At 45.9% G+C, this 23,727-nt stretch carries 22 protein-coding genes; 18 read left to right on the plus strand and 4 right to left on the minus strand.

All coding sequences use genetic code 11. The features are described from left to right. The first annotated feature begins 44 nt into the window (after positions 1-44). Both rnd and W04_RS00805 read left to right on the plus strand, forming a co-directional pair. A complete protein-coding gene (gene rnd / locus W04_RS00800; protein WP_053909419.1) occupies positions 45-1,187 on the plus strand; it encodes a ribonuclease D in 1,143 nt (380 codons plus the stop codon). 17 nt (positions 1,188-1,204) lie between these two features. Next, on the plus strand, positions 1,205-1,525 hold the full coding sequence (locus W04_RS00805; RefSeq protein ID WP_157576178.1) for a hypothetical protein: 321 nt from the start codon (positions 1,205-1,207) through the stop codon (positions 1,523-1,525). 33 nt (positions 1,526-1,558) lie between these two features. Here the strand turns inward: W04_RS00805 and minE are convergent, their stop codons facing one another. Genes minE through minC form a run of 3 tightly spaced genes read right to left on the minus strand, consistent with a single transcriptional unit; the run spans position 1,559 to position 3,337 of the window. Continuing rightward, complete coding sequence (minE, locus tag W04_RS00810) at positions 1,559-1,819, minus strand: cell division topological specificity factor MinE (protein ID WP_022946848.1); 261 nt, start codon at positions 1,817-1,819, stop codon at positions 1,559-1,561. A gap of 1 nt (position 1,820) precedes the next feature. Next, positions 1,821-2,630: a septum site-determining protein MinD gene (gene minD, locus W04_RS00815; RefSeq protein WP_022946849.1), complete on the minus strand. Its 810-nt coding sequence runs from the start codon at positions 2,628-2,630 to the stop codon at positions 1,821-1,823. A 5-nt stretch (positions 2,631-2,635) separates the two neighbouring features. After that, positions 2,636-3,337, minus strand: coding sequence for a septum site-determining protein MinC (gene minC / locus W04_RS00820; protein WP_053909421.1), 702 nt, complete (start codon positions 3,335-3,337; stop codon positions 2,636-2,638). Between the two features lie 178 nt (positions 3,338-3,515). Between minC and W04_RS00825 the strand changes: the two genes are divergently transcribed. The 12 genes from W04_RS00825 to W04_RS00880 all read left to right on the plus strand — a co-directional run bounded on the left by W04_RS00825 (position 3,516) and on the right by W04_RS00880 (position 17,120). Continuing rightward, entirely contained in the window at positions 3,516-3,797 is a 282-nt protein-coding gene (locus W04_RS00825) for a YcgL domain-containing protein (RefSeq protein WP_053909422.1), read from the plus strand. A 76-nt stretch (positions 3,798-3,873) separates the two neighbouring features. Next, the gene (locus tag W04_RS00830; protein ID WP_053909691.1) at positions 3,874-4,878 is read left to right on the plus strand and encodes a lytic transglycosylase domain-containing protein; all 1,005 of its coding nucleotides are present in this window, start codon (positions 3,874-3,876) and stop codon (positions 4,876-4,878) included. 64 nt (positions 4,879-4,942) lie between these two features. Beyond that, positions 4,943-5,446 (plus strand): YcgN family cysteine cluster protein, encoded by a 504-nt coding sequence (locus tag W04_RS00835; protein WP_053909423.1) that lies wholly within the window; start codon positions 4,943-4,945, stop codon positions 5,444-5,446. 276 nt (positions 5,447-5,722) lie between these two features. Then, positions 5,723-6,994, plus strand: a complete 1,272-nt coding sequence (locus tag W04_RS00840) for a sugar MFS transporter (protein ID WP_082342070.1) — start codon at positions 5,723-5,725, stop codon at positions 6,992-6,994. A 383-nt stretch (positions 6,995-7,377) separates the two neighbouring features. Next, a complete protein-coding gene (locus tag W04_RS00845; protein WP_053909425.1) occupies positions 7,378-8,133 on the plus strand; it encodes a DUF3450 domain-containing protein in 756 nt (251 codons plus the stop codon). 12 nt (positions 8,134-8,145) lie between these two features. Next, the gene (locus W04_RS00850) at positions 8,146-9,513 is read left to right on the plus strand and encodes a MotA/TolQ/ExbB proton channel family protein (protein ID WP_053909426.1); all 1,368 of its coding nucleotides are present in this window, start codon (positions 8,146-8,148) and stop codon (positions 9,511-9,513) included. Positions 9,514-9,516: 3 nt separating this feature from the next. After that, the gene (locus W04_RS00855; protein WP_053909427.1) at positions 9,517-10,044 is read left to right on the plus strand and encodes a MotA/TolQ/ExbB proton channel family protein; all 528 of its coding nucleotides are present in this window, start codon (positions 9,517-9,519) and stop codon (positions 10,042-10,044) included. A 42-nt stretch (positions 10,045-10,086) separates the two neighbouring features. Beyond that, a complete protein-coding gene (locus W04_RS00860; RefSeq protein WP_022946858.1) occupies positions 10,087-10,497 on the plus strand; it encodes a biopolymer transporter ExbD in 411 nt (136 codons plus the stop codon). A 12-nt stretch (positions 10,498-10,509) separates the two neighbouring features. Then, positions 10,510-11,115, plus strand: coding sequence for an energy transducer TonB (locus tag W04_RS00865; protein WP_022946859.1), 606 nt, complete (start codon positions 10,510-10,512; stop codon positions 11,113-11,115). A gap of 46 nt (positions 11,116-11,161) precedes the next feature. Beyond that, positions 11,162-12,466, plus strand: a complete 1,305-nt coding sequence (locus W04_RS00870; protein ID WP_053909428.1) for a lipopolysaccharide assembly protein LapB — start codon at positions 11,162-11,164, stop codon at positions 12,464-12,466. 254 nt (positions 12,467-12,720) lie between these two features. Further along, the gene (locus W04_RS00875; protein ID WP_053909429.1) at positions 12,721-14,325 is read left to right on the plus strand and encodes a hypothetical protein; all 1,605 of its coding nucleotides are present in this window, start codon (positions 12,721-12,723) and stop codon (positions 14,323-14,325) included. Positions 14,326-14,420: 95 nt separating this feature from the next. Next, the gene (locus tag W04_RS00880; RefSeq protein ID WP_045980212.1) at positions 14,421-17,120 is read left to right on the plus strand and encodes a TonB-dependent receptor domain-containing protein; all 2,700 of its coding nucleotides are present in this window, start codon (positions 14,421-14,423) and stop codon (positions 17,118-17,120) included. A gap of 54 nt (positions 17,121-17,174) precedes the next feature. Here the strand turns inward: W04_RS00880 and W04_RS00885 are convergent, their stop codons facing one another. After that, positions 17,175-17,594 (minus strand): hypothetical protein, encoded by a 420-nt coding sequence (locus tag W04_RS00885; protein WP_053909430.1) that lies wholly within the window; start codon positions 17,592-17,594, stop codon positions 17,175-17,177. Between the two features lie 262 nt (positions 17,595-17,856). On the opposite strand from W04_RS00885, the gene asd reads away from it, so the two are divergent. From asd to W04_RS00905, 4 genes are all read left to right on the plus strand, one after another. Beyond that, on the plus strand, positions 17,857-18,972 hold the full coding sequence (asd, locus tag W04_RS00890; RefSeq protein ID WP_022946864.1) for an aspartate-semialdehyde dehydrogenase: 1,116 nt from the start codon (positions 17,857-17,859) through the stop codon (positions 18,970-18,972). Positions 18,973-19,076: 104 nt separating this feature from the next. Beyond that, positions 19,077-19,835: an ABC transporter substrate-binding protein gene (locus W04_RS00895; RefSeq protein ID WP_053909431.1), complete on the plus strand. Its 759-nt coding sequence runs from the start codon at positions 19,077-19,079 to the stop codon at positions 19,833-19,835. A 181-nt stretch (positions 19,836-20,016) separates the two neighbouring features. Further along, a complete protein-coding gene (locus tag W04_RS00900; RefSeq protein WP_045979997.1) occupies positions 20,017-20,220 on the plus strand; it encodes a hypothetical protein in 204 nt (67 codons plus the stop codon). A gap of 71 nt (positions 20,221-20,291) precedes the next feature. Continuing rightward, positions 20,292-23,447: an HD domain-containing phosphohydrolase gene (locus W04_RS00905; RefSeq protein WP_053909432.1), complete on the plus strand. Its 3,156-nt coding sequence runs from the start codon at positions 20,292-20,294 to the stop codon at positions 23,445-23,447. Positions 23,448-23,727 lie beyond the last annotated feature (280 nt).

Here is a 23,727-nt window from a genome sequence, read left to right on the forward strand (position 1 = left end):
GCAAACAAACCGGCAATCGCCGGTTTGTTTTTTAAGGAGTACAAGTGGATTACCAGTTAATCACTGAACAGGCTGAACTAGATAGCTTTGTAAATGCTATTAGTCAGGCTGAGACCTTGGCAATAGACACTGAATTTATGCGTCGGCGCACGCTTTATCCCGAAATCGCACTCCTGCAAATTTTTGATGGTCAACATCTTGGTCTTATTGACCCGTTACAGCCTCTTGATTTCACCCAACTTTGGCAGTTACTTAAATGCGAACAAGTGTTAAAAGTGCTGCATTCTCCCTCTGAGGACATCGAAGTTTTCCAAAACTTTGCCGGCTTTGTGCCAGCGCCGCTTTTCGATACTCAGTTTGCATTGCAATTGTTAGGGCAGGGGAACTGCGTAGGGTTTGCGGCGATGGTGAATTCACGCCTTAATATAGAGATTGATAAAAGCGAGTCGCGAACCAATTGGCTACAGCGGCCGTTAAGAGAAAGCCAGTTAGCCTACGCCGCCGCTGATGTAGCGCATCTATTGCCTTGCTATAACGAATTAGTGACACAGATCAGGGCTCAGGGGTGGTTTGATTTGGTGATTGCAGAGTCGCAGTTGTTGTCGAAAAAGCGCGCCCATCAAATACCCGATGAGCAGTTATACCGCGAGGTGAAAGGGGCTTGGCAGTTAGCTCCACGGGATCTAGCGATATTAAAAGAGTTGGCCATGTGGCGCCGACAAAAGGCACAACGAAAGAATTTAGCGCTTAATTTCGTGTTGAAAGAAGCCAATATGGTGGAGATCGCCAAGCGTCGGCCTGGCTCACTCAATAGTATGCGTAATATCCCAGGCGTTGAGCCGATGGAAGTGAATCGTTCAGGTAAAGAAATCCTCGCTTGCATCGAGCGGGGCAAAGCGGTGCCTGAGCAGAGTCTTCCTAGTCGCGTAATGCGATTAATGGACTATCGTGGCTACAAACAAACGGCAAAAGATATTAAGCAAAAGATAGCCACCGTTGCCAAGCAAACCGGTATACCTGCCGACGTATTTGCCAGTAAAAAACAAATTAATCAACTTATCAGTTGGCATTGGAAGTACGACGAGCATGAACGCGAGCAGCTATTAGCGCCTGATTTATTACAACCTTGGCGTTTTGATTATGTGCGCGACGCACTTGCTGATTGGGTGCTCACTACCAACGAATGACGGTAACTGAGGTCGTTATGCCTACGTGGATGCTAGTGGTATTGCTTATTGGGCAAATATTTATTGGCTTCTTTGCTGCGATGGCGATGATGTTCATGGCCTGCGCCGAGAATGCACCGACCCTTTCTAAGGGGTTGAACCGCGTTTTAGTCAGCTTATGGGTTACGTTTATAATCGCCTTGGCAGTGAGTGTGGGCATCATCATTGTTGGGCTTATCAACGCCACGCAATACAGCCATGCGTTGCTCATCCCTTGGCCTTTGCTGTTGCTGATAGCGCTTATTTGGAGCTGGGTCAGTCTGCGAGCAAAAAGAGACAGGGATAAAAAAAGAGGCTAACTTAGCCTCTTTCTTGTGATTTGCGCTGATACGTTATTTTTCGTCATCAGGTAGCGTGACATTGAGCTCCAACACCGCTAAGTCGTCTTCATTTTGCTCTAACTGCACTTGCACTGCTTCGGCATCAATGGCCACGTATTTACGGATCACTTCAAGGATGTCTTGTTTTAGCTGCGGCAAGTAATCAGGCGTGCCGCGCTGTGAGCGCTCATGAGCGACGATAATTTGCAGCCGCTCTTTAGCCAGCGATGCGCTGGATTTTTTTTGCGAACGAAAATAATCTAGTAATGACACCTTATCCTCCAAAAATCCGTTTGAATAGACCACGCTTCTCAACGTCCAAGAAGCGGAATTCAATTTGCTCACCGAGTAGACGGTTAATGGCATCTAAATAGGCTTGACCGGCATCTGACTCAGCGTCCAATACCACAGGCTGACCTTGGTTTGAGGCATTAAGTACCGCTTGTGACTCTGGGATAACACCCAACAAATCAATAGCCAAAATTTCGTTAACGTCTTCAACCGAAAGCATTTCACCTTTTTGTACGCGCTCAGGGTTATAACGGGTAAGCAGCAAATGCTCTTTTACCGGCTCTAAACCTTCCTCAGCACGACGTGATTTGCTCTGTAAAATACCTAGGATACGGTCCGAATCGCGTACTGATGATACCTCAGGGTTGGTGGTCACAATGGCTTCATCTGCAAAATATAGGGCCATCATCGCACCCGCTTCAATACCCGCTGGCGAATCACACACAATATAGTCGAAGCTCTCTTTCATTTCATTGAGAACTTTTTCGACACCTTCTTTGGTTAACGCGTCTTTGTCACGAGTTTGCGAAGCTGGGAGCAAAAACAGCTTATCAACCCGCTTGTCTTTAATAAGCGCTTGGTTGAGGTTTGCTTCACCATTGATCACATTAACAAAATCATAGACCACGCGGCGCTCACAGCCCATGATTAAATCAAGGTTGCGCAGGCCAATGTCAAAGTCAATGATCGCCGTTTTAAAGCCTTTAAGGGCAAGGCCTGTGCCGATTGCGGCGCTTGAAGTTGTTTTACCAACGCCACCTTTACCTGAAGTAACGACAATAATTTTTGCCATGTGTTTTATCCTTTAACCAAAGCTGATAAATGAAGTGAGTCATCGTGCTGGCGAACTTGGGCTGGCTGGCCCCATAAGTCCCCTTGTAACGAATCACTGATCCAATAGCTGCCATTGACTGAAACAAGTTCGGCTTCAAGTTTTTGGCAGAAGATTGTGGCGTTTGCGTCACCTTGCGCACCGGCAATAGCACGGCCTCGCAAAGTGCCATAAATATGAACATGTCCGTCAGCAATGACCTCAGCGCCATGACTGACAGAGCCCAAGACAATCAAATCACGTCCTTTAGCATACACCTGCTGACCTGAACGCACGGTGCCTTCTACAACCAAGGTTGGTTCATTTTCTACTTTGGCTGTAGCTTGAGGGGTAGGGGCTTTTTGCTGACTTTGTTGTACGTCTTTGGCGTAGTTAAGCACCGACAAGCCGGCTTTTTTTGCACTGTTATGTTGACTATCACTGCCACTGCATACCCCAACCGGGTTAAAAGCAAGGCGTTTTAATGTGTCTCTTAGTTGGGTGAAATCAAGCGTTGCATCTTGGATTGCTTCAAGATTGATAACGATGGGCGCGCCTGCGAAAAACTTCGGAGCTTGCGCTATTTTAGCATCAAGCTGTTCAGATAAGGCTGCAAGATCCGGTGTTAATAACCGCAACACGGATAACGTGAAGAGATTCCCTTTTAATTCGAATAATTGTTCCGACATAAGCGCTCGTATTCGTGTGGCCGAATTATTTGTTATCGCTTATCTGTGGCGTTGCCATTTTAACTTGGCAGTCGCAAACAGTGATGAGCGTTGAGCTTTGGCCACTAAACTTACCACATAGATTAGCTCTCATGGTATAGTGTCAAGGTGTGTTTCGCAACAATTTAAAGGCCTTAAGATGCTGTGTGCCATATACAAGAGCAAGAAAAAAGCAGATACCTATTTATATGTACCCAAACGTGATCATTTTGACGATGTTCCTGAGCCGCTGATGGACAGTTTTGGGTCGCCAGAATTTGTGATGTTGATTAATTTAGCGACAAAAAAGCGCTTAGCGCTTGCTGATATTGACAAGGTTAAGGCTGAATTAAGCGCCAACGGGTTCTATTTGCAACTACCACCGCCAACTGAGAATATGTTGGACGAATTAAGACAGCAAAATGGAGTAGAGCGTGATTAACACCATCAGCAAGTATATCGCCAGCGCCTTCAAGCCTGTTGCCTTATCCACCTTATGTGTGGCTGGCGCAGCAACAATTACTTTTCCGTCTCTGGCAAACTCGCAGGTAGCAAGTGTTGAACAACAACAGGCGCAGTTTGATGCCTATGTTAAAAAACTGCGCACCGAAGCGCTGGAAAAAGGCTATGACGCAGCCTTAATTGATTCGGCGTTCGCCACTATAGAGTTTAAGCCTAAGGTGATCAGCGCCGATAAAAACCAGCCTGAGGTCAAAGAAACCTTAGAGACTTATCTACCAAAACGGGTGCCGCAGTGGAAAATAGACCGCGCCCGTAAACTCTATAAAGAGCATAAACAGACACTGGAAGAAGTGGCTGATAAATTTGGCGTGCAAGCCCGCTTTATCGTTGCGTTGTGGGGGTTAGAAAGTAACTTTGGTCGTATTCAAGGTGGCCACCCAGTGATCTCAAGTTTAGTGACACTGGCTTATGATGGCCGCCGCGAGGCGCTATACAAACGACAGCTTTGGGCGGCGTTAGATATTCTTAAAGACGGCCATATCGACCTTGAACATTTCAAGGGTTCTTGGGCCGGGGCTATGGGGCAAACACAGTTTATGCCAAGCTCCTTTAATGCTTATGCTGTAGACTATAACGGCGATGGCCGCAAAGATATCTGGACCACTGAGGAAGACGCGTTCGCCTCCATTGCTAATTACTTAAAAAGCGTGGGCTGGAATGACTCGCTGACCTGGGGACGACAGGTAAAATTACCCGAGGATTTTGACAGCAACGCTATATTGCAGCGCGGTACCCGCAGCCATAAGCAATGGTTGCAGTACTGGCGTGAGTCCGAGCGCAGTTTAGCGCAGTGGCAAGCACTTGGTGTTAGGCGCATGGATGGCAGCGACTTACCGCAACGTGATATCACAGCGGCGATGGTGATGCCAGATAATGTCGATGGGCGTATGTATTTAGCCTACGATAATTATAAAGCACTAATGAACTGGAACCGTTCATATTATTTCGCCACCAGTGTCGGCTATTTATCCGACCGCATCGGTTACCCGCCGGTGGAGTAACTTCACACTGGCGTGGCAACACGCTAATTTGCTACACTACGCCCCGGTTCAAAGGGGCGTTTTTATGTTAGAAGATAAGTTTTGGCAGACCAAGTCGTTGGCACAGATGAGTGACCAAGAGTGGGAAGCGATTTGTGATGGCTGTGGTAAATGCTGTTTAAATACCTTTATTGACAGCGACGAAGAACAACAAGAAGACTTCGCTGCCACCACCGAGCTGCGCCCCGGCGAGCAGCTTATCTATACCAACATTGTGTGTCAGTATTTGGATAACAAAACTTGCAACTGCACCGAGTATGCAAACCGCCAGCGCTTAGTTCCTTCATGTGTGAAGCTCACCAAAGACAACATTGACGATATCTTCTTTATGCCTAACAGTTGCAGTTACCGACGACTGCAAGAGGGTCGAGGCTTGGCCAGTTGGCACCCGCTACTTAATAAGGGCAAAAAGTCGAAGATGCACAGCGTCGGGATCAGCGTACGCAACAAAACAGTAAAAGACTGTGATGTTGATCTCGAGTACTTCGAAGACCATATCGCTCAATGGCCACAAAATGACTGCGATTAACGTTTTAGACTCAAAGCGGTGACGAAAGCTGAGCGCAAGCGCTCACCCTCAGTGGTGATAACGCCTGTTCGGGCCCAGTCTACTCAAGGTTGAATTGCTAATTTCATTGGCCGATATGTTCGCTTAGCCGTTACTTTCCTGTCGCAGATTCATTCGTCCGCAATACAAAAAGCCGAATGTTAGTTGTATATGATTTGGAACGTTCCAGTAAATATTCTGTGATCTTGTTATGTGGATGTGTAGAATCCGAGACAACAAGTAGAAGGAGAACAACACGTGAGTGAGATGAATAATAATCAGGCTTACGTTGCATCGGCAGATAAACAAAGCAACTACACTTTGCCGCTTGTAGCGATGACCACCTTGTTTTTTCTGTGGGGCTTTATCACCGTTTTAAACGATTTACTGATCCCCAGATTGAAAGCAGTTTTTGACTTAACCTATACCGAAGCCATGCTGATCCAGTTCTGCTTCTTTGGCGCGTATTTCATTATGTCTTTGCCAGCGGGTTACTTAGTTAAGCGATTTGGCTATAAGAACGGTGTTGTCAGTGGCTTAATCGTTGCCTCTATCGGCTGCTTACTGTTTTACCCAGCCGTCGCCGTACACGAGTATTGGTTGTTTTTAGGCGCACTATTTGTGTTAGCTTCTGGGGTGACCATTCTACAAGTGTCTGCTAACCCCTATGTGGCCGCATTAGGCCCGGCGCAAACCGCCTCCAGTCGACTCAATTTGGCGCAGGCTCTTAATTCGTTAGGCACCACTGTGGGGCCTATTATCGGCAAAATTTTATTGTTTGGCGGCAGTGCTGCGCTGGTTACCGAGGCTGCAACGGCGGACACGGTAAAAATTCCTTATTTAATGCTCGCCGCTGCGCTATTAACGATTGCCGTTGTCTTTGCAGTGTTGAAGCTACCCGTGATCAAAGAGCACACTGAGGAATTTGACTGCAAAGCCAAAAACCACTCTTTATTCGAAGCACCTCACTTAGTTTTCGGTGTTGGCGCTATCTTTTGTTATGTTGGCGGCGAAGTGGCCATTGGTAGTTTTCTGGTTAATTACTTTGGCGAAGCGCATATTGCTGGTCTAGCTGAGCACGAGGCGGCTCACCTCATTTCTTATTATTGGGGCGGTGCCATGGTCGGGCGCTTTATTGGCTCGGCAGCATTACAAAGAATTGCGCCGCACAAAGCACTACTTTTTAATGCTGTGGCCACCATTGTATTGCTGCTTGTCACTATTAATAGCCAAGGGATGGTGGCCATGTGGTCTGTACTGGCTATCGGCTTGTTTAATTCAATTATGTTCCCCACCATTTTCACACTTGCTATTGCGGCGCTTAGCTCACTCACCAGTCGCGGCTCGGGGTGGTTATGCTTGGCCATTGTTGGTGGTGCGTTAATTCCTCTCGTCCAAGGTTATGTAGCCGACACTGTGAGTTTGCAGTTAAGCTTCTACGTGCCGCTTGTGTGTTACGTATATATCGCTTGGTATGCGATGAGTACACCCAAGTTACAAGGAAAGTGGCAAGAGAAAATCGAAAAATAGCAGTACGATATATTTAAGCTTTGAAACACCGCCCTGATGCTTGTCAGGGCGGTTTTGTTTTAAGGTCGGTGAATACGTATTCATTACTCCTATTTACTAATATGATCTGGAACGTTCCATTTTGTCTTTCACCTATTTTTTGGCTCCCAACAAGCTTGCTAGCAAACGTTCTCCTTTTTAATAAGGGGTATACACAGATGAGTTCGCGCTCGTGCGCCTGTGCGGGCAGTTAGCGTCACCTATATGGCATAATTGTTACAACTGTAATTAAACTGTATTAATAGCGCAACACCACTGTCACTTTCCTTCTCTACACTCTCGCACATCTTACATTCGTGTCGGATTTCCGGCTAAGCATTCGAGCTAAACATAAGGTGTATGCGATGAAAGGCGTTAAACCCCTGATATTAGCCACTGTAGTGGCGGCCACCAGCCCCGTGCTGATGGCTAATGAACTGGACACTGTTAAAATCAAAAGCAGTGAAATTAATGAGTTAGCGAAAAAATCTCAAAATAAAATCGATAACATCGCTGATTCAATGCAAAACCGCTTGCAAAAGTTTAAGGCACTCAACAAAGAAATAGACGGCCTCAGCGTCTACAACGCGCAGTTGCAAAAGCAAATTGCCAATCAAGTTGAAGAAATGGACAACCTTAACGCGTCGATGGACCAAGTATCGGTGATCGAGCGACAAATCACGCCACTGATGTTGCGAATGATCAATGGCCTTGAACAGTTTGTTGCCCTAGATGTGCCTTTTTTACAGCAAGAGCGCAGCGAGCGTATTGCTAAGTTGCATGCGTTGATGGACCGCGCTGACGTGGCGTCAAGTGAAAAGTTCCGCCGTGTGCTTGAAGCCTATCAGGTTGAGGTCGACTATGGTCGCACCATCGAGGCCTATACCGCTTTACAGGATGTAGATGGCAAAGAACGCGAGGTTGATTTCCTGCGCATTGGTCGCTTAGAGCTTATTTATTTGACCCGTGATGGCCAGCAAGCCGGCGCCTGGGATAAAGAACAAAAAGCGTTTGTAAAACTGGATGATTCGGCCATTAGCCAAATTAACAAAGGTCTGCGTATTGCGCGTAAACAGCTAGCCCCAGACATGTTAACCCTGCCTATCCAAGCTGCGGAATAAGAGGTACCGACAATGAAATTAATGAAACAGTTTACCCGAAGCGCAGCCTTGGTTGCCACTTTGGCGTTATCGCACTCTGCTTTAGCCGCAGACGCTATGGATTTAGATGCGCTATTAAAAACACTCGAGCAGGGTAAAGTTGCCCAGTCTGCGGAAAATAAAGAGCGTGAGCAGGCATTTATGGCCCGCGAAAACGAACAATTACAGATGCTGCGTCAGGCCGAGCAAACTCGCAACGCCAAGCTTCAAGAGTCTGAACAGCTAGAAACGCGTTTTGAAGAAAACGAAGTGAAACTTGCGCAGCTATCCGATACCTTGCAAAACCGCATGGGCACACTCAAAGAATTGTTTGGTGTGCTGCAGCAAGAAGCAGGCGAGAGTGCCAATAAGTTTGCTACTTCTGTTATCTCTGCACAGCTTCCAGGGCGTGATGAGTTTATGGAAGAAATGGCGCAAAAAATGGGTTCAAGTTCGAAACTTGCTTCTATCGAAGACATCGAGAAGGTGTGGTTTGAGCTGCAGCGAGAGATGACCGAGCAGGGCAAAGTCACACGCTTTAATACTGAAGTGATCGTTGCCGGCGGCGCTAAAGAAAGCAAAGAAGTGCTGCGTGTCGGCGCATTTAACCTTATTGCCGATGGCAAGTACCTTGAGTACAACAATGTCACCGATACCTTATCTGAACTGACTCGCCAGCCAGTTGACCGTTACACCGCCAGTGCTCAAGACTTACAACAAGCCACTGACGGCTTTGTACAGTTCGCGTTGGACCCAACGGGTGGCTCTATTTTGGGCCTACTAGTACAGGCTCCAGGTAGTGAAGAGCGCGTGCATCAAGGCGGCACTGTGGGTTATGTGATTCTCGCGGTTGGCGCATTGGCGCTATTAATCGCCATTGAGCGGTTCATTTCTTTGCTTATCATTGGCAGCAAAATTCGTCGCCAGCTTAAAGACGATGTTGCCCGCGACGATAATCCGCTTGGGCGTGTGATGAAGGTGAAAGACCAGTACCCTCACGTGGCGCACGATACCCTTGAGCTGAAACTGTCCGAAGCAATTTTACGCGAGATGCCAAAAATCACGCGTAACCTCACGCTTATTAAAATCATCTCTGTGGTGGCGCCGCTGCTGGGCTTACTCGGTACGGTCACCGGTATGATTAATACCTTCCAAGCGATTACCTTATTCGGCACCGGCGACCCTAAGTTAATGGCTGGGGGCATATCTCAAGCCTTAGTGACAACGGTACTAGGTTTGGTCGTCGCTATACCGACGGTATTCCTTTATACCCTGCTTAATACACGCTCAAAGAACTTGTTGCTCATTTTGCAAGAGCAAAGTGCCGGTCTTATTGCTGAGCGCAGCGAAAAGGGAGCGTAAATCATGGTGCTATTGATTGATTGGATCAATGCAATTCGTGATTTTCTCGATACGGGTGGCCAGGTGCTCCTGGTCATCGGCATCCTCATCTTTGCCATGTGGTTGCTGATTTTGGAGCGCTTTATGTACTTCTTCCATGGCTATGGCAAGTACAAAAAATCGGTGCGCACCCAGTGGCAAAGCCGCAGCGAGCGTAACAGCTGGAATGCCGAGCAAATTCGCCAAGCGATGATCTCACGGGCGGGAATGAAGCTTAACGCTAATCTTGCTCTGATCAATGTCATGGTTGCACTATGTCCGCTGCTCGGTCTGCTAGGTACAGTAACTGGCATGATTGAGGTATTTGACGTTATGGCTATTACTGGCACCGGCAGTGCCCGTTCCATGGCCTCTGGGGTGTCGAAAGCGACTATCCCCACCATGGCCGGGATGGTCGGCGCGTTGTCTGGGGTGTTTGCCTCAACATTTTTACAGCGTCGCGCCAAACGAGAAGTCGAATTGTTAGAAGATAAAATGGTCTTGGACCACTAGTTGCGATGATGCCTGTGCTTGAGCACAGGCAAGGAGAAAAAAATGAGAGCCCCTTTAGGTAAAATATTTCAAGAAGAAGAAGCAGAAGAAATTAACATGACGCCGATGCTGGATGTGGTCTTCATCATGCTTATTTTCTTTATCGTTACCGCGTCTTTTGTCAAAGAGTCAGGTATTGATGTAAACCGCCCAGAAGCGGCAACGGCGGTGAAAAAAGAGCGCGCCAATATTCTTGTCGCTATCTCTGATAAGGGCGAGGTGTGGATCAATAAACGGGAAGTAGACGTGCGCGCGGTGCAAGCGAATATCGAGCGTTTAAAAGCCGAAAACCCGCAAGGCAGCGTGGTGATTCAAGCGGATAAGAAAGCCACTACTGATACCTTGATCAAGGTGATGGATGCCGCCAGAGCTGCGGGCGTATTTGACGTGTCGATTGCGGCTCAAGAGGCCTAAGGAGCTGCCATCATGCGTTATTTTATCGCCCTGATAGTCGCTGCGGTGGTGACCTTTATGCTGTTTTTAGGCATGCAGGCATTAATCTCCGGTGGCGAGGGAGCCATGACTGAGCCAGCTAAAGGCAACGTACTTGATTTTGTGCGCCTTAAGCAAGAAGAAACCGTCGAGAAAAAAGAGCGTAAACCGCAGAAACCACCGAAGCCAAAAGAGCCGCCACCACCGATGGACTCGCCGCAAACACAAAGCAGCGATCCTAACGCCAGCAGCGGTAATTTCGACTTTGCTGCCGATGTCAGTGCTGATGTCGACATTGGTAAGGGCTTAGCGCTAGAAAGCAGCGACGGTGAGTATTTGCCCATTGTTAAAGTCTCGCCTGTGTATCCACGCCGAGCTTTATCACGCGGTATTGAAGGTTATGTCATTGTCGAATTTACAGTGACTAAACAAGGCACCGTACGCGACCCGAAGGTACTTAAAGCCGAGCCTGAGAGTATTTTCGATAGAGCTGCAATGGATGCGGCTAAAAAATTCAAATACAAGCCGCGTATCGTTAATGGCGAGGCGGTAGAAGTGGCAGGGGTGCAAAACCGCATCACCTTCCAAATCAACGGTTAATGAGTGTGCCCCGCAGTGGGCACCTGTTGCGATTAAGAGGTTTACCATGACAAAACTGAACTCATTGCTGCTATTTGCAGGGTTAACATCGGCGACGTTAGTGTTGCCGAGCATGGCCAGTATGATCCCATCGGTGGCGCTCGCCAGCGCCCATGCAGAGCAAAAAACCAAACGCGTGCCGGCGCTGCGCGATAAGGTATATAGCCAATTAGCGCGGGCACAGAAGCTCGCTGATGACGGGGATGTAAAAGGCGGACTAGCGGCACTTGACTCTGTTAAAGAGCGTGCTTCAAGCATGAATAGCTACGAAAAGGCCATGATGTACAATTTTTATGGCTTTATTTACTACAATGAAAACCGCTTGGATGAAGCCATTGATGCTTTTGAAAATGTTGTTGCTCAGACAGATATTCCTGAGAGTTTAACGCTTAGCACGCTGTTTTCATTGGCGCAGTTGTCGATGGCCAACGATGATTATCAAGGGGTGATTGATTACCTGACCCGTTGGGATAAGGTCAATACCAAAGCGCAGCCTGACAGTTATTATGTGCTGAAATCTCAAGCCTATTACCAAATGAGCCAATATCAGGATGCTTTGGCAGCGATAAACACAGCTATTGCACTTGCTGAAAAAGACGGGAAAACACCGAAGGAAAATTGGCTGGTATTGCAACGCGCTTTGTATTACTCATTACAACAACCAGAGCAGGTTGTGGCGGTGATTGAGAAAATGATTGCGCTGTACAACAAGCCCGAATATTGGCTGCAATTAAGCGGTATGTATGGTGAGGTAGGGCGTGAACAAGAGCAACTGGCTACTATTGAAGCTGCATATCAACAAGGCTTTGTTACCAGCAAATCGGATTTACGAAACTTAGCCCAGGTTTATATGTTCAACGGCTTACCTTATAAGGCTGCGAAAGTTATGAAAACCGCGCAAGCCAAAGGTGTCGTCGCGGATAATGTTAAAAACAATGCCTTTATAGCAGAAGCTTTTGTACAAGCCAAAGAAGAACGCAAGTCCCTTGCTTACTTTGAAAAAGCGGCTAAGCAAAGCCAAGAAGGTATTTATGACCAACGCCTTGCTGAGGTGCACTTGAATCTCGAGCAATATGCAGAGGCGGCGGATGCGGCCAGGGCAGCTCTGGAGAAAGGGGGTTTACAGCATGAGTCTAATGCGTATGTGGCGTTAGGGATGGCGCAGTTTAACTTACAGAACTTTGACGCCTCTATTTTGGCCTTCGAACAGGCGGAGAAACACAAGCGCTCTGAGCGTTTGGCGCAACAATGGATAAAATATGTAAAAAATGAAAAGCTGCATGCTGAGACATTAAAGCAGGCGCTTTTATAAAGTGTTTTATGATTAGGTATAATAGAGTTAGTTAATATAAATATTAATTAACCGTGCCTGGTCTTTAACAACCATAATCGCAACACCAAAGCCGCCCTCGGGTGGCTTTTATCTTTTTTAAGTAATAATATTAATAACTTAATCATGTCATCATATGTTTAAATAAGTGTCACTTCATTGTCATAAAGCCACCGTATTGTATGTCGTAACTTTTAAATGCGTTAACAATAATTGACATTCAACGGAGTATAACAATGAAACTATCTGACTTATTCAAGGTCAGCCTAGTGGCTTCAGCAGTCACACTGGCAGCATGTGGCGGCGACATCGAAATCACCCCAACTGTAAATGACAACAGCACAAATACAGATAACAGTGTTAATAATTCAAACAATACATCTGGTGGTGACAACTCCGATGATTTTGAATGTGCCAGCTACGAGTCTGACTCTGGTACGGTCCAAGGTGTATTTGATGGTCGTGACTGTATTTACAATGACTCCTTTGCCAGTAAAACTATTGAAATCACCAGTAACATTACGTTCTCTGAAATCCCAGATAATGGTGTGCACTTATTTGAGCAAGCACTGTTAATCGGTGAAGATGGCAACACCACAGAAGGTTTTGAAATTCCAGCAAATGGCCCAACGCTAACAGTTGAGCCTGGTGCTACCTTGGCCTTCCAATCTGGCGAAGCCATTATTCGTATCGCTCGTGGCGCAAAAATCCAAGCTAATGGCACCGAAGAGAAACCTATTACGTTCACTTCAGCTAATGCCTTCGACCGTTTTGATAGCGCAGGAGAAGGTGCTCGCTATGCAGATTGGGGCGGTATCATTATTAATGGTAATGGTATCACTGACCAATGTACTGATGCAGAGCGTGATGCAAGCACTTGTAACGTTGCCTCTGAGGGGATCACTAGCTACTTCGGTGGTGACGACAATACTGATTCTAGCGGTAGTATCAAGTGGGCCAAAATTTGGTATGCAGGTTCAGGTCCTAAAGTAGGGGGTGAGGGCGATGACCTTAATTCACTTACATTAAATGCAGTGGGTTCAGGTTCAGAGTTTGAATACCTGCATATTCACCAAGGTTTCGATGATGGTATTGAATTCTTTGGCGGTGCAGCGACGATTAAGCACATTGTTGTTACCGACACGCAGGATGATTCATTCGACTTTGATGCGGGTTGGCAGGGTGCAGGTCAATTCTTATATGTACAACATGGTACTGTAACCTTGAACGACGGCACTGTGGTGAACATGGGCAACAACGGTTTCGAATCTGATGGTGTTAAGGGCGAGTCTTCACCGCAAGTGGGCCCAACTAACCCGACCCTTGCTAACATCACCATCGTGACCACAGATGGCAATTCTGTGCGAGATGATGACCCTTCGCAAGCTTACAAGTTCGACGATGAGTTCAATGCCAGCATTTACAATGCCTTATTGGTTAAGAAAAATGCGGTAAACAGCAGCTGTATTCAAGTGACTTCTGATGGCGAAAAGCAAGCCGATAACATCATGTTTAATAACTCAGTGATGGCGTGCTCTTCAAACTTCACCGATACAGATACATTCGCAGCGGGCCCATTAGCAGGTCAAACCAAGGCGTCTTGGTTCGAAAATAGCGGTAGTAGCGAAATTTTGACTGATGATGTATCGGTATTGGCTGAAAATGGCTTTGCAACAAACACTGCCTCAGCAGATGTTTCAATTAATGCCAACGATTTAAGTGGCCTAGACTCAAGCTTCTTTGAGAGCGTAGATTACATCGGCGCGGTATCTGATCAGGACACAAGCTCTAGCTGGTATAAGTGGGTTGAGACTGCTGTTAATGCAGCGGCTCAAGACTAAAAGCCTAGTTATTTAGAGTGTTAAATTGAGGCACCTTGGTGCTTGAGCAAAGCAGTAGGCGCCTATTTTTTGTCAAACTGATTAGGATGTATATCATGTTTAAACAACATAGGCTGAGCAAACTCACCCTCGCGGTTGGCCTGGGATTGTTTGTCCACACTAATGGCCTAATCGCAGCTGAAGCAGAGCTCGCAGCGAACGATGAAATAGAAGAGGTTGTGGCTGTAGGAACTCGGCTTCAAGGAAGCGCTGCAGCTGTGGTTGAAGAACGAAAAAATCAGGCATTCGTTGCTGATATTCTCGGAGCCGAGCAACTATCACGTACTGGCGACAGTGACGCTGCCTCAGCGCTTCGTCGTGTGACAGGCCTGACATTAGTTGATGGTAAGTTTATTTATGTTCGTGGTCTGGGCGAGCGTTATTCCAGTGCTAGATTGAATGGTGCCTATATCCCTAGCCCCGACCTCACTCGCAACGTCGTGCCGCTGGATATCTTCCCAGCAAGCATCATAGAAAGTATGGCGGTGCAAAAAGCCTACTCTCCCGATATGCCTGCGGCGTTCGGTGGCGGTAACATAGACATCAGAACCAAATCCATCCCCAGCGATTTTGTTGCCGGAGTGGAGTTGGGCGTTGGCTATAACACAACAGCGGATGAAGGCTATACCTATGATGGTAATGATGCCGGCGTTCCTCAAGCAATGAAAGATGCGATTGTTCGCTATCAAGGGAACTTTAGCATCAACAATATAGTTAACAGAGACTATTTGCAGGACAATGAGCAAGGAACGCGTGCTCAGCAAGCGACCGCTATCAATAACCAATTGTTAAAGTCATTGCCACGAAACTATGGCCTGAAAGAAGAGTCACTTGACCCGGAAATGGGCGTCAAAGCGCACATTGGCAATAGCTTTGAAGAGGATTACTTCGGCGGTCGTATTGGCTTTTTACTATCAGGTGCGTATGTTAATGAATGGGATGCACAAACTCGCTTTTCATCTGTGATTGCACAAGATGTCGATAGCAGTTGTGCGACTAGCCTAGATTCTGCCGAGCAGGTTGCAAACTCGTGCTATAACACCGTGAAAAATTCGACTGTAACGACCGAGAACGAGCGTTATAACGCCACGGCAAGCCTTGGTTACACCTTCGATACACATAGTATTTCTGCTCAACAACTCTATATTGTCGATAATGAAGACGAAACGGAAGTAGCGATTTCACAAAGCCCGGCGGGCAGTTCAACGTTTACCATTGCCGGTGACGGGTTAGCTAATCGCAATCACGAATTCAATCTTGAAGAGCGTAAGCTCAATGTATCCCAGTTCCTTGGACAGCATACTTTCTTGGATTTATGGGGAGTCGGCTTTGATTGGCAGTATACGCGTTCGAAAGCAACCACAGATATTCCCACCAACGTTGATTTTGAGTTTCGCGATCAATACGGCGAAAACGGTCGTTACGCGGGGTCTGAGATCACCGGAGACGACAACCGCGTGATCATGTCATATACCGATATGGAAGAACGTGTAACTTCCTATGGTGGTAACTTTAACTTGCCTTTGATGTTTGATGGTGTCGATGTCGAGTTTAAGGTAGGTTATGACTTTTCGGATCGAGCAAGAATCTACAACACTTCTAGCTTCACTGTGAACAACAGTGCTGGTGCTGCGATCAATGTCAACGATGGCAGTCGCGATCCGCTGACTAACAGCGGCTATTTAAGCGATCAATTTATCGATGGCAACGCCATTTTGGTCGATTTTAACGAACCAACACCACCAGATGCTGATGACTATATTGCTGGTCAAAAGATTGATGCTGGCTATGGCTCATTCGATGTAATGTATGACCAATGGTTGCGCATTAGCGGCGGTATACGATATGAGGAATTCAAACAAACCTCAGTTGGTACGTCTAGCCTTATTTTTGATGGCGAAGATTTGCAAACGATTTGGTCTGCCGAGAACATTGAAGATGGCACTATCTTAGAAGATGATTGGTTCCCCGCATTGTCATTAACTTATATTGGCGCAGAGCAATATCAAGTTCGAGCCGGTTACGGTGAAACCGTAGTGCGCCCTGACTTTCGTGAAGTGGTCCCTGTCACCTATTTTGACCCGCTAACCGATATTCGTACTTTTGGTCGCGTCGGTCTTAAGAGCAGTCCGATTAAGAATTACGACCTTCGCTACGAATTCTACGGTGAAGCAGGGAACTCCTACAGTGTCGCAGCCTTTTATAAGGATATAGAAGCACCCATTGAGACCGTTTTGCGTATTGGTGATGAAGACTACTCCGCGACCTTCGTCAATGGTGAAACTGCTGAGGTGTATGGTATAGAAGCAGAATGGCTTCAAGATCTGACGTTCTTGAGCGATGGACTATTTACCAGCGGTAATATTACTTTAAGTGATTCCGAAGCGAAGATAGATCCTGCTTTAGCCGGAAACCTAACTAACCCAACTAAGCGTATGACGGGTCACTCTGAATACGTCGTCAATATGCAGCTAAATTACGACTCTGCTGATGGCGTTCATAGTGCGTCATTGGTCTATAACGTGTTTGGTGAGCGTATTCTCGCCGCTGGCGTAGCGGGGCGTGATGATGCCTATGAGCAACCATTTCACTCGTTAGACTTAGTGTACACGTGGTACCCAGATTTCAACTCTAAAGTGAAATTCAAAGTCCAAAACCTGTTAGACGAGCAAAAAGAAGTGACGCAGTCAGACATCGTAGTGCGTTCACGTGAAGAAGGTGTAGAATTCAGCGTAAGTTATGCATATGAGTTCTAGTTGCACGTAACAACAAAGAAAGCCCAGCGAGAGCTGGGCTTTTTTATATGCGTATTAACGGCATTTAATAGTCGCATAAAGAGGATAACACTGGTTTTTGCTGCCCGTGCTTTTTTTAATCCACGCACTGCCATACCAGTCATAATCAGCATAAGACGATTCATCTTCACCACAGGTAACGGTACTTCCAGAGACTTCTTGATTGTGACCGCGTGCTTCACAAAAGGTGTTGCCATTGGTTGAGCCCACAAAGAAGGACTCTAAACGCCCATTGACCCACACTTTCGGGCCATAATAGGTCACTGTTGAAGCGGCTAATGAACCTTGTTTGTTGAGCATATTCACTTCAGCGCGCATAAAGCTTACTTGCTCTTGGTCTGGTGCTGCCAAGTTGACCGCTGAGCTTTGAGCAGACGCTGTTGATGATAGTACTGCGACCGTCAGTGCCGCGATAGAGGTTACGAATAAATTCATGACTATTTCCTTGTTTAATTGTTAATGCACACCTCCGACTGCCTGTGTACCTACTTACTACACCATCAACTGTTTTCAAAATAGCGACAGAATGGTTAATAAATTGTGACTAGCTAATAGGATGATATTAGCTATATGAAATAATTTTAAGTTGTATCTAACCCACTAGTGCCTTGGGCGTTGCAGTGCTATTGTCAGAGATTCTCAGTGCTCGCTGGGTCTCACGCAATATGAATAAACTTGTAAGTAAGAGGAATCTGTAATGAAAAAAGTAGGCTTAGTAGGCTGGCGGGGGATGGTTGGCTCCGTACTGCTAGAGCGGATGCAACAAGAAAATGATTTTACTCATATTGATGTGACCTTTTTTACCACTTCACAGACAGGACAGTTGGGCCCGGCAATTGGCGGCGATGCTAAACCTTTATTGAGCGCCTACGATGTTGACGCGCTCAAGGGCATGGATGTTGTTGTGACCTGTCAAGGTGGCGATTACACCAATGAAGTCTATGGTAAATTGCGCGACAGTGGTTGGCGCGGGTATTGGATTGATGCCGCCTCGGCGCTGCGTATGAGCGACGAGAGCATTATTGTGCTCGACCCGGTGAATCATGATGTTATCGAGCAAGGTCTTGAACAAGGTGTAAAAACCTTCGTCGGTGGTAATTGCACGGTATCGTTGATGCTATTGGCATTGGGGGGCTTGTTTGAACAAGATTTAGTTGAGTGGGTTAGCCCCATGACCTATCAAGCGGCCTCCGGCGCCGGTGCGCGCAATATGAAAGAATTACTTAAGCAAATGGGTGATATTCATGGTGTCGTTGCCTCGCAACTTGCTGACCCTGCCAGCGCTATTTTAGAAATAGACAAGCTGGTTGCGAATAAAATGAAAGATGGTTCACTGGATTATGATCAGTTCGGCGTGCCATTAGCAGGTAGCTTGATCCCGTGGATTGATGTGCCAATGCCGTCAGGGCAAAGCAAAGAAGAGTGGAAGGCTGAAGTAGAAGCCAATAAAATTTTGGGTTCCTCGAAGCAACCTATCCCGGTTGATGGCTTATGCGTGCGTGTAGGTATGATGCGCTGCCACGCTCAGGCACTGACCATCAAATTGCGTGAGGATGTTAGCGTTAGCAAAATAGAGCAAATTCTTGCGAGTCACAACGAATGGGTCGATGTCATTGCCAACGAGCGCGGTGCATCGAGCGAAGAGTTGAGCCCTGTCAATGTCACAGGGACTTTACGAATTCCTGTTGGCCGCATTCGCAAGCTCAGTATGGGGCCTCGTTATATTAGTGCATTTACGGTGGGCGATCAGCTACTATGGGGAGCGGCAGAACCGCTTAGAAGAATGCTGAAAATTATCTGTAACGGGTACTAAGCTGCTGTAAATAGGGCACTTTTGTGCCTTTTTATTATTCCTAGCTAGACTTTTACCAGCGCATTTCCTAGTATACCTGCAATGTGTTGGTAGGAGTCTTGCCTGTGCGTTTTATTGTTGGCTTATTCGTCCTTGTTAGTGCGCTCAGTGTGTCTGCTCACGAGTTGAAGGGCAGCTTACCAGATCATTACCCTCCTTATAGTATCGTGGGTGATACCACCAAAGGCATTATTCCTGACCTATTAGTGGCGCTGAACTCGTTTAGTGATCATGCCTATAAAGCGCAGCCAAATACCTCACGGCGCTCATTAAAGTTGTTACACGAAGGGCAAATTCATTACCGCTTTGATTCCGAGCGCTGGGTTGCAAACGCCAGTCACTATTATTGGAGTGACGCGATAGTTGAAGTGAATGATGTGTTGGTTTATCCGGCAAGCGGCCCAGCAATCAATGATATAAAACAACTGCAAAGGTTAGCAAACGACCGCCAAAAGCCGCTGCGAATTGGAACCCGCTTCGACTACCACTATCCAACTTTAATGCCGCTGCTTAATAACGGCAACATGGTCCGTGATAACTTTTACTCTGAAATAAATATGCTAAAGGCCCTGGCAGACAAAGAGCATGGGCAACTCAGTGCTGTTGTAATTGCAGAGCATGTTTATGATTATCTGTTGAGGTCAAGACCTGAGCTGGTGGGTGAATTAGTTAAAAGTAACCGCCCCATAGACACAGCTCTTTACCAGTTTCAGTTTCCAAAAACTGATAACGGGCGTATCAATATGCTTTATACTAACCGCTTATTAGATAAGTTAAGGCGTAATGGCGAGTTGGAAAAAATAGTTAATAACTATACCCAGTAATAGGTTTATTTAAGCCAATGTTTAATAAGTTCAGCAATTGCCTTATGATGGTCCTGCGCATAGCAAGAGATAACTTGTTTTTGGCGCTTGCTCTGGTCCAATTTTGACTGCTTTTTTTGATGTAAGCGTGCGAAGGGACCTTGTTTTGATTTATCATTCATTGTTTTCTAACTACTGCCTAATGACTAAATTCAGCTATATTTTACCCGTGGTGTGTATGCTCTCCCTGAGTGCTTGTAAGGGCACCCAGCGTTATCATGAAACCCAATCTCAACGCTTAGACGAGTGTGCATATAAAAATGATGATGACTATTTTGCGTGCTTAGAGCAACAAAAACAGAACTATCAGCGGTTTCAACAACAGCGTCAACAAGAAAATAATTAAGCTAAATATTTCATAGTGTTGAAATACCTACCTATACTTTTAACTTCCGCTTTAAAAATATGTATGCTGGCATGGAAGTTAACAACAAGAAAAAGCGTTTTACAATACGCGTTACACTAATAACAACCTTCATATTTGCTTGCGCCTTCACGGTTATTGCGGCTATATCACTACACTATTACTTTAGTAGTAGTCTTGCAAAAAATGCAGCGACAACGCAGTTTGAATTAATCGCTACTCAGGTCGCCAGCCAAGCGCGACGTCAAGAGCAGGCTGCGGTAAGTCTCGCCAATGTAATTAAGCTGCAAAATATTCGTGATGTCAGGTCCATTAGCAGCGAGCAACTAACTCGCTTTAGTGCTTTATTAAGTGCTCAAGAAGAGGTGTTTTCATTATTTTACGGCTTTAGTAACGGCGATTACTTTGAAATATCTAATTTAGAGTCCACTCCCGGGATTAGGCGCGTGTGGGGTGCAGCACCTAACGACCGCTGGGTTGTTGTACAAATATATGGTCAGGGCGGCGATAGGAAAAGGTATACCCAATTTCTCGACTCCAAGCTTAACGTTCGAATACAAACTGAGGAGCCAACAGACTACGATGCTCGGCAAAGGCCGTGGTTTAAGAACGCATCACATCAAAGTGTAAATAAAATGCCCCCCTATATGTTTAGCTTTATAGGTCGCCCTGGCACGAGTTACGCGATTACCGGCAAAAATAACGTGGTAGCGGGGACCACCGTGTTGCTATCTTCTTTGTCTAGATACATGGACATACCTGATTATACCCTAACCGGCAATGGCTATTTATTTGATGACAATGGGGAAGTCAGCATAGAGCAACGTGTTGATGCGCCATCAGAACTGAACGTGACACCCATCACCTTAGACGACCGTCAGCGTGCTTATTTAGATAAAGTCGGTACTTTGCGAGTAGGGGTTATGGATGATTACCCTCCATTTGAGTACTCAGTATCGGGCCAACCTCGGGGTTACAGTGTTGAGCATATTCGTTTATTGGCGAGGAAACTGGGGGTCGAGCTGCAATTTATCAACGGCTATCGGTTTCCGGAACTAGTGGAGCAGTTAAAGTCCGGCAAAATAGATATGCTACTTGGACTTATGAAAAACGAAGAACGTGAACAGTTTTGTGTATTTGCGAATGGCCACTATGACACTAGGGTGATTGCCACCATGCGCCAGGGGGAGACACAAGGGCAACAACGTTTAAGTGACTTCAAAGAGTTGCGAATTGCTGCGCAAAAAGGCTACGCAGTGACAAAGTTTTTAAAGGCGCATTTAGGCAACGCCCACTTTATTGAATACAACGATACCCTCGATGCGCTAAAGAGTCTTAACAGAGGGGAGGTTGATGTTGTGTTCGATGATGAGGTGGTTATCAACTACATTCAAGCTTACTTCTATATTGAAGGGCTTGAAAAAATAACCCAAATTAGTGAACTAAAATCACAAAGTGACTTCAACTTTCATCACACGGTAAGAAAGGATTTAGCGCCGCTGATGACGTTTATAAATCGGGCTATTAATGAACTAGAACCAAGTTTGAAAGGAGATCTAAAACAAAAGTGGTTAGACTTTGACAGCCCCAGACGGCGTGCAGAGCTTTCACAGTTGCCCTCTAAGCAGTTACTGGATATTGCCCAACAAGCACCCCTACGCGATCGCATGCACGAAATAGAAATTGATAACAAAACACATTATGCCTATATATCGCGTGTTGAGGGGCTCATTGGTTCTGGGAATCAGGAATACATCGCACTCATAGTCAGCGAGGATGAGGCCTTGTCGCAACTGCAATGGCAAGTAAAAAAGGCCATGTTAGTAACCTTATTTGTGTTATTTATAGTACTGATCATTATCTCCCAAATGGCGCGTAATCTAGCCAACCCCATTCAACGCTTAATTGAAGAAAATCAAAAGATTGGTCAACGAGACTATGACCATGTTCATTATGTTGACTCTCGTATTGAGGAAATCCACCAACTTTCATCGGCCATGGTTAATATGTCTGAATCAATATGTGACTTTGAGGCCGGACAAAAGGAATTGCTCGATGCATTTATTCAACTTATTGCTCAGGCGATTGATGAAAAATCGCCATACACAGGGGGGCATTGTGCTCGCGTACCAGAGCTGGCGATGATGTTGGCGAAAGAAGCGAATAATCAACAGAAGGGACCATTTGCGCATTTTGGTTTTAATTCCAAAGAGCAGTGGCGTGAATTTGAAGTAGCTGCGTGGTTACATGATTGCGGTAAAATTACGACACCGGAGCATATTGTCGATAAAGGCTCTAAGTTAGAGTGTATATATAATCGAATTCACGAAATACGTATGCGCTTTGAAGTGTTATACCGCGATGCACGCATTGATTATCTTGAAGCCGTAAATAGAGAGCCTGAAGAGCAACTAAGGCTTTATGCAACGCTTCAACAGCGACAAAAGCAACTAAAGGAAGATTTTGCTTTTGTTGCCAAATGCAATGTCGGTGGAGAAATGATGTCTGAACAAGACCGCAGCAGATTGGAGTCGATAGCAGAGCAAACATGGTACCGAAATTTCGATGATTGCCTTGGGCTATCCCCGGCCGAACAGCGGCGGATGAAAGGTTTTGAGCATACCACTGAAGGTCAAGAGTATTTACTTGCGGATAAAAATCGCCATATATTTGCACGTAATGAAAGGGAATTTAGCCGCAATTCAGGTTTTGGTTTTAATATGGAACCAACAGAAAATAAAAAAAATCTGGGCGAGTTATATAACTTAAAAATAGGCCGGGGCACTTTGACGAAAGAAGATAGGTATATTATTAATGAGCATATTATTACGACCATTCGCATGTTAGAAACTCTGCCATTACCAGAGGATTTACAGCGTGTACCCGAATATGCTGGTGCGCATCATGAAAAGTTGGATGGCGGTGGGTATCCGCGAGGATTAATTGCTGAGCAAATGTCAGTGCCTGCACGGATCATGGCCATTGCCGATATTTTCGAAGCGCTGACTGCAAATGACCGGCCATATAAGGAAGCAAAAACCTTATCCCAGTCACTGAAAATTATGAAATTTATGGCGCAAGATAGGCATATAGATAAAGATCTATTTGCTTTGTTCTTAACAAGCGGTGCTTACATGGATTACGCAAGGCAACATCTTAACGACTCGCAAATTGATGACGTTGATATCAAAGATTACATAATCGGCTAGCCGTCATTTAGCAGTTTGTTGTCTGAAGAAAGAACACGTTATCAGACAAATGAGCTTATCTGTTTTGATTAATGATTTGAATAAGAGGGCAGTGAAAGCGACCCTTTTTATTTTATCGTTTGAATCATTTTTTCTACAAGAACCCGCTATGTGGACAGGTTCAAAGTAAAAGAGAAGGCCCTCGAGGATAAGAAAAAATAGCAGAATCAACGTTTAAGTCAAAGAAAAGGGTAGTTGAAGCTACCCTTCTTATTTCTATTGATAGCGACTAATTTCCTTA

The sequence above is a fragment of the Pseudoalteromonas sp. SW0106-04 genome, from assembly GCF_001293805.1.
Taxonomy (GTDB): Bacteria; Pseudomonadota; Gammaproteobacteria; order Enterobacterales; family Alteromonadaceae; genus Pseudoalteromonas; species Pseudoalteromonas ruthenica.

Bases quoted from the DNA above. Each gene is read 5' to 3' on its own strand.
- W04_RS00850 (WP_053909426.1), top strand. From the start codon at position 8,146: ATGAAATTAATGAAACAGTTTACCCGAAGCGCAGCCTTGGTTGCCACT.
- asd (WP_022946864.1), top strand. From the start codon at position 17,857: ATGAAAAAAGTAGGCTTAGTAGGCTGGCGGGGGATGGTTGGCTCCGTA.
- W04_RS00880 (WP_045980212.1), top strand. From the start codon at position 14,421: ATGTTTAAACAACATAGGCTGAGCAAACTCACCCTCGCGGTTGGCCTG.
- W04_RS00885 (WP_053909430.1), bottom strand. From the start codon at position 17,594: ATGAATTTATTCGTAACCTCTATCGCGGCACTGACGGTCGCAGTACTA.
- W04_RS00845 (WP_053909425.1), top strand. From the start codon at position 7,378: ATGAAAGGCGTTAAACCCCTGATATTAGCCACTGTAGTGGCGGCCACC.
- W04_RS00905 (WP_053909432.1), top strand. From the start codon at position 20,292: ATGGAAGTTAACAACAAGAAAAAGCGTTTTACAATACGCGTTACACTA.
- W04_RS00855 (WP_053909427.1), top strand. From the start codon at position 9,517: ATGGTGCTATTGATTGATTGGATCAATGCAATTCGTGATTTTCTCGAT.
- W04_RS00805 (WP_157576178.1), top strand. From the start codon at position 1,205: ATGCCTACGTGGATGCTAGTGGTATTGCTTATTGGGCAAATATTTATT.
- W04_RS00875 (WP_053909429.1), top strand. From the start codon at position 12,721: ATGAAACTATCTGACTTATTCAAGGTCAGCCTAGTGGCTTCAGCAGTC.
- minC (WP_053909421.1), bottom strand. From the start codon at position 3,337: ATGTCGGAACAATTATTCGAATTAAAAGGGAATCTCTTCACGTTATCC.
- W04_RS00835 (WP_053909423.1), top strand. From the start codon at position 4,943: ATGTTAGAAGATAAGTTTTGGCAGACCAAGTCGTTGGCACAGATGAGT.
- W04_RS00870 (WP_053909428.1), top strand. From the start codon at position 11,162: ATGACAAAACTGAACTCATTGCTGCTATTTGCAGGGTTAACATCGGCG.
- W04_RS00865 (WP_022946859.1), top strand. From the start codon at position 10,510: ATGCGTTATTTTATCGCCCTGATAGTCGCTGCGGTGGTGACCTTTATG.
- minD (WP_022946849.1), bottom strand. From the start codon at position 2,630: ATGGCAAAAATTATTGTCGTTACTTCAGGTAAAGGTGGCGTTGGTAAA.
- W04_RS00900 (WP_045979997.1), top strand. From the start codon at position 20,017: ATGACTAAATTCAGCTATATTTTACCCGTGGTGTGTATGCTCTCCCTG.
- W04_RS00860 (WP_022946858.1), top strand. From the start codon at position 10,087: ATGAGAGCCCCTTTAGGTAAAATATTTCAAGAAGAAGAAGCAGAAGAA.
- W04_RS00825 (WP_053909422.1), top strand. From the start codon at position 3,516: ATGCTGTGTGCCATATACAAGAGCAAGAAAAAAGCAGATACCTATTTA.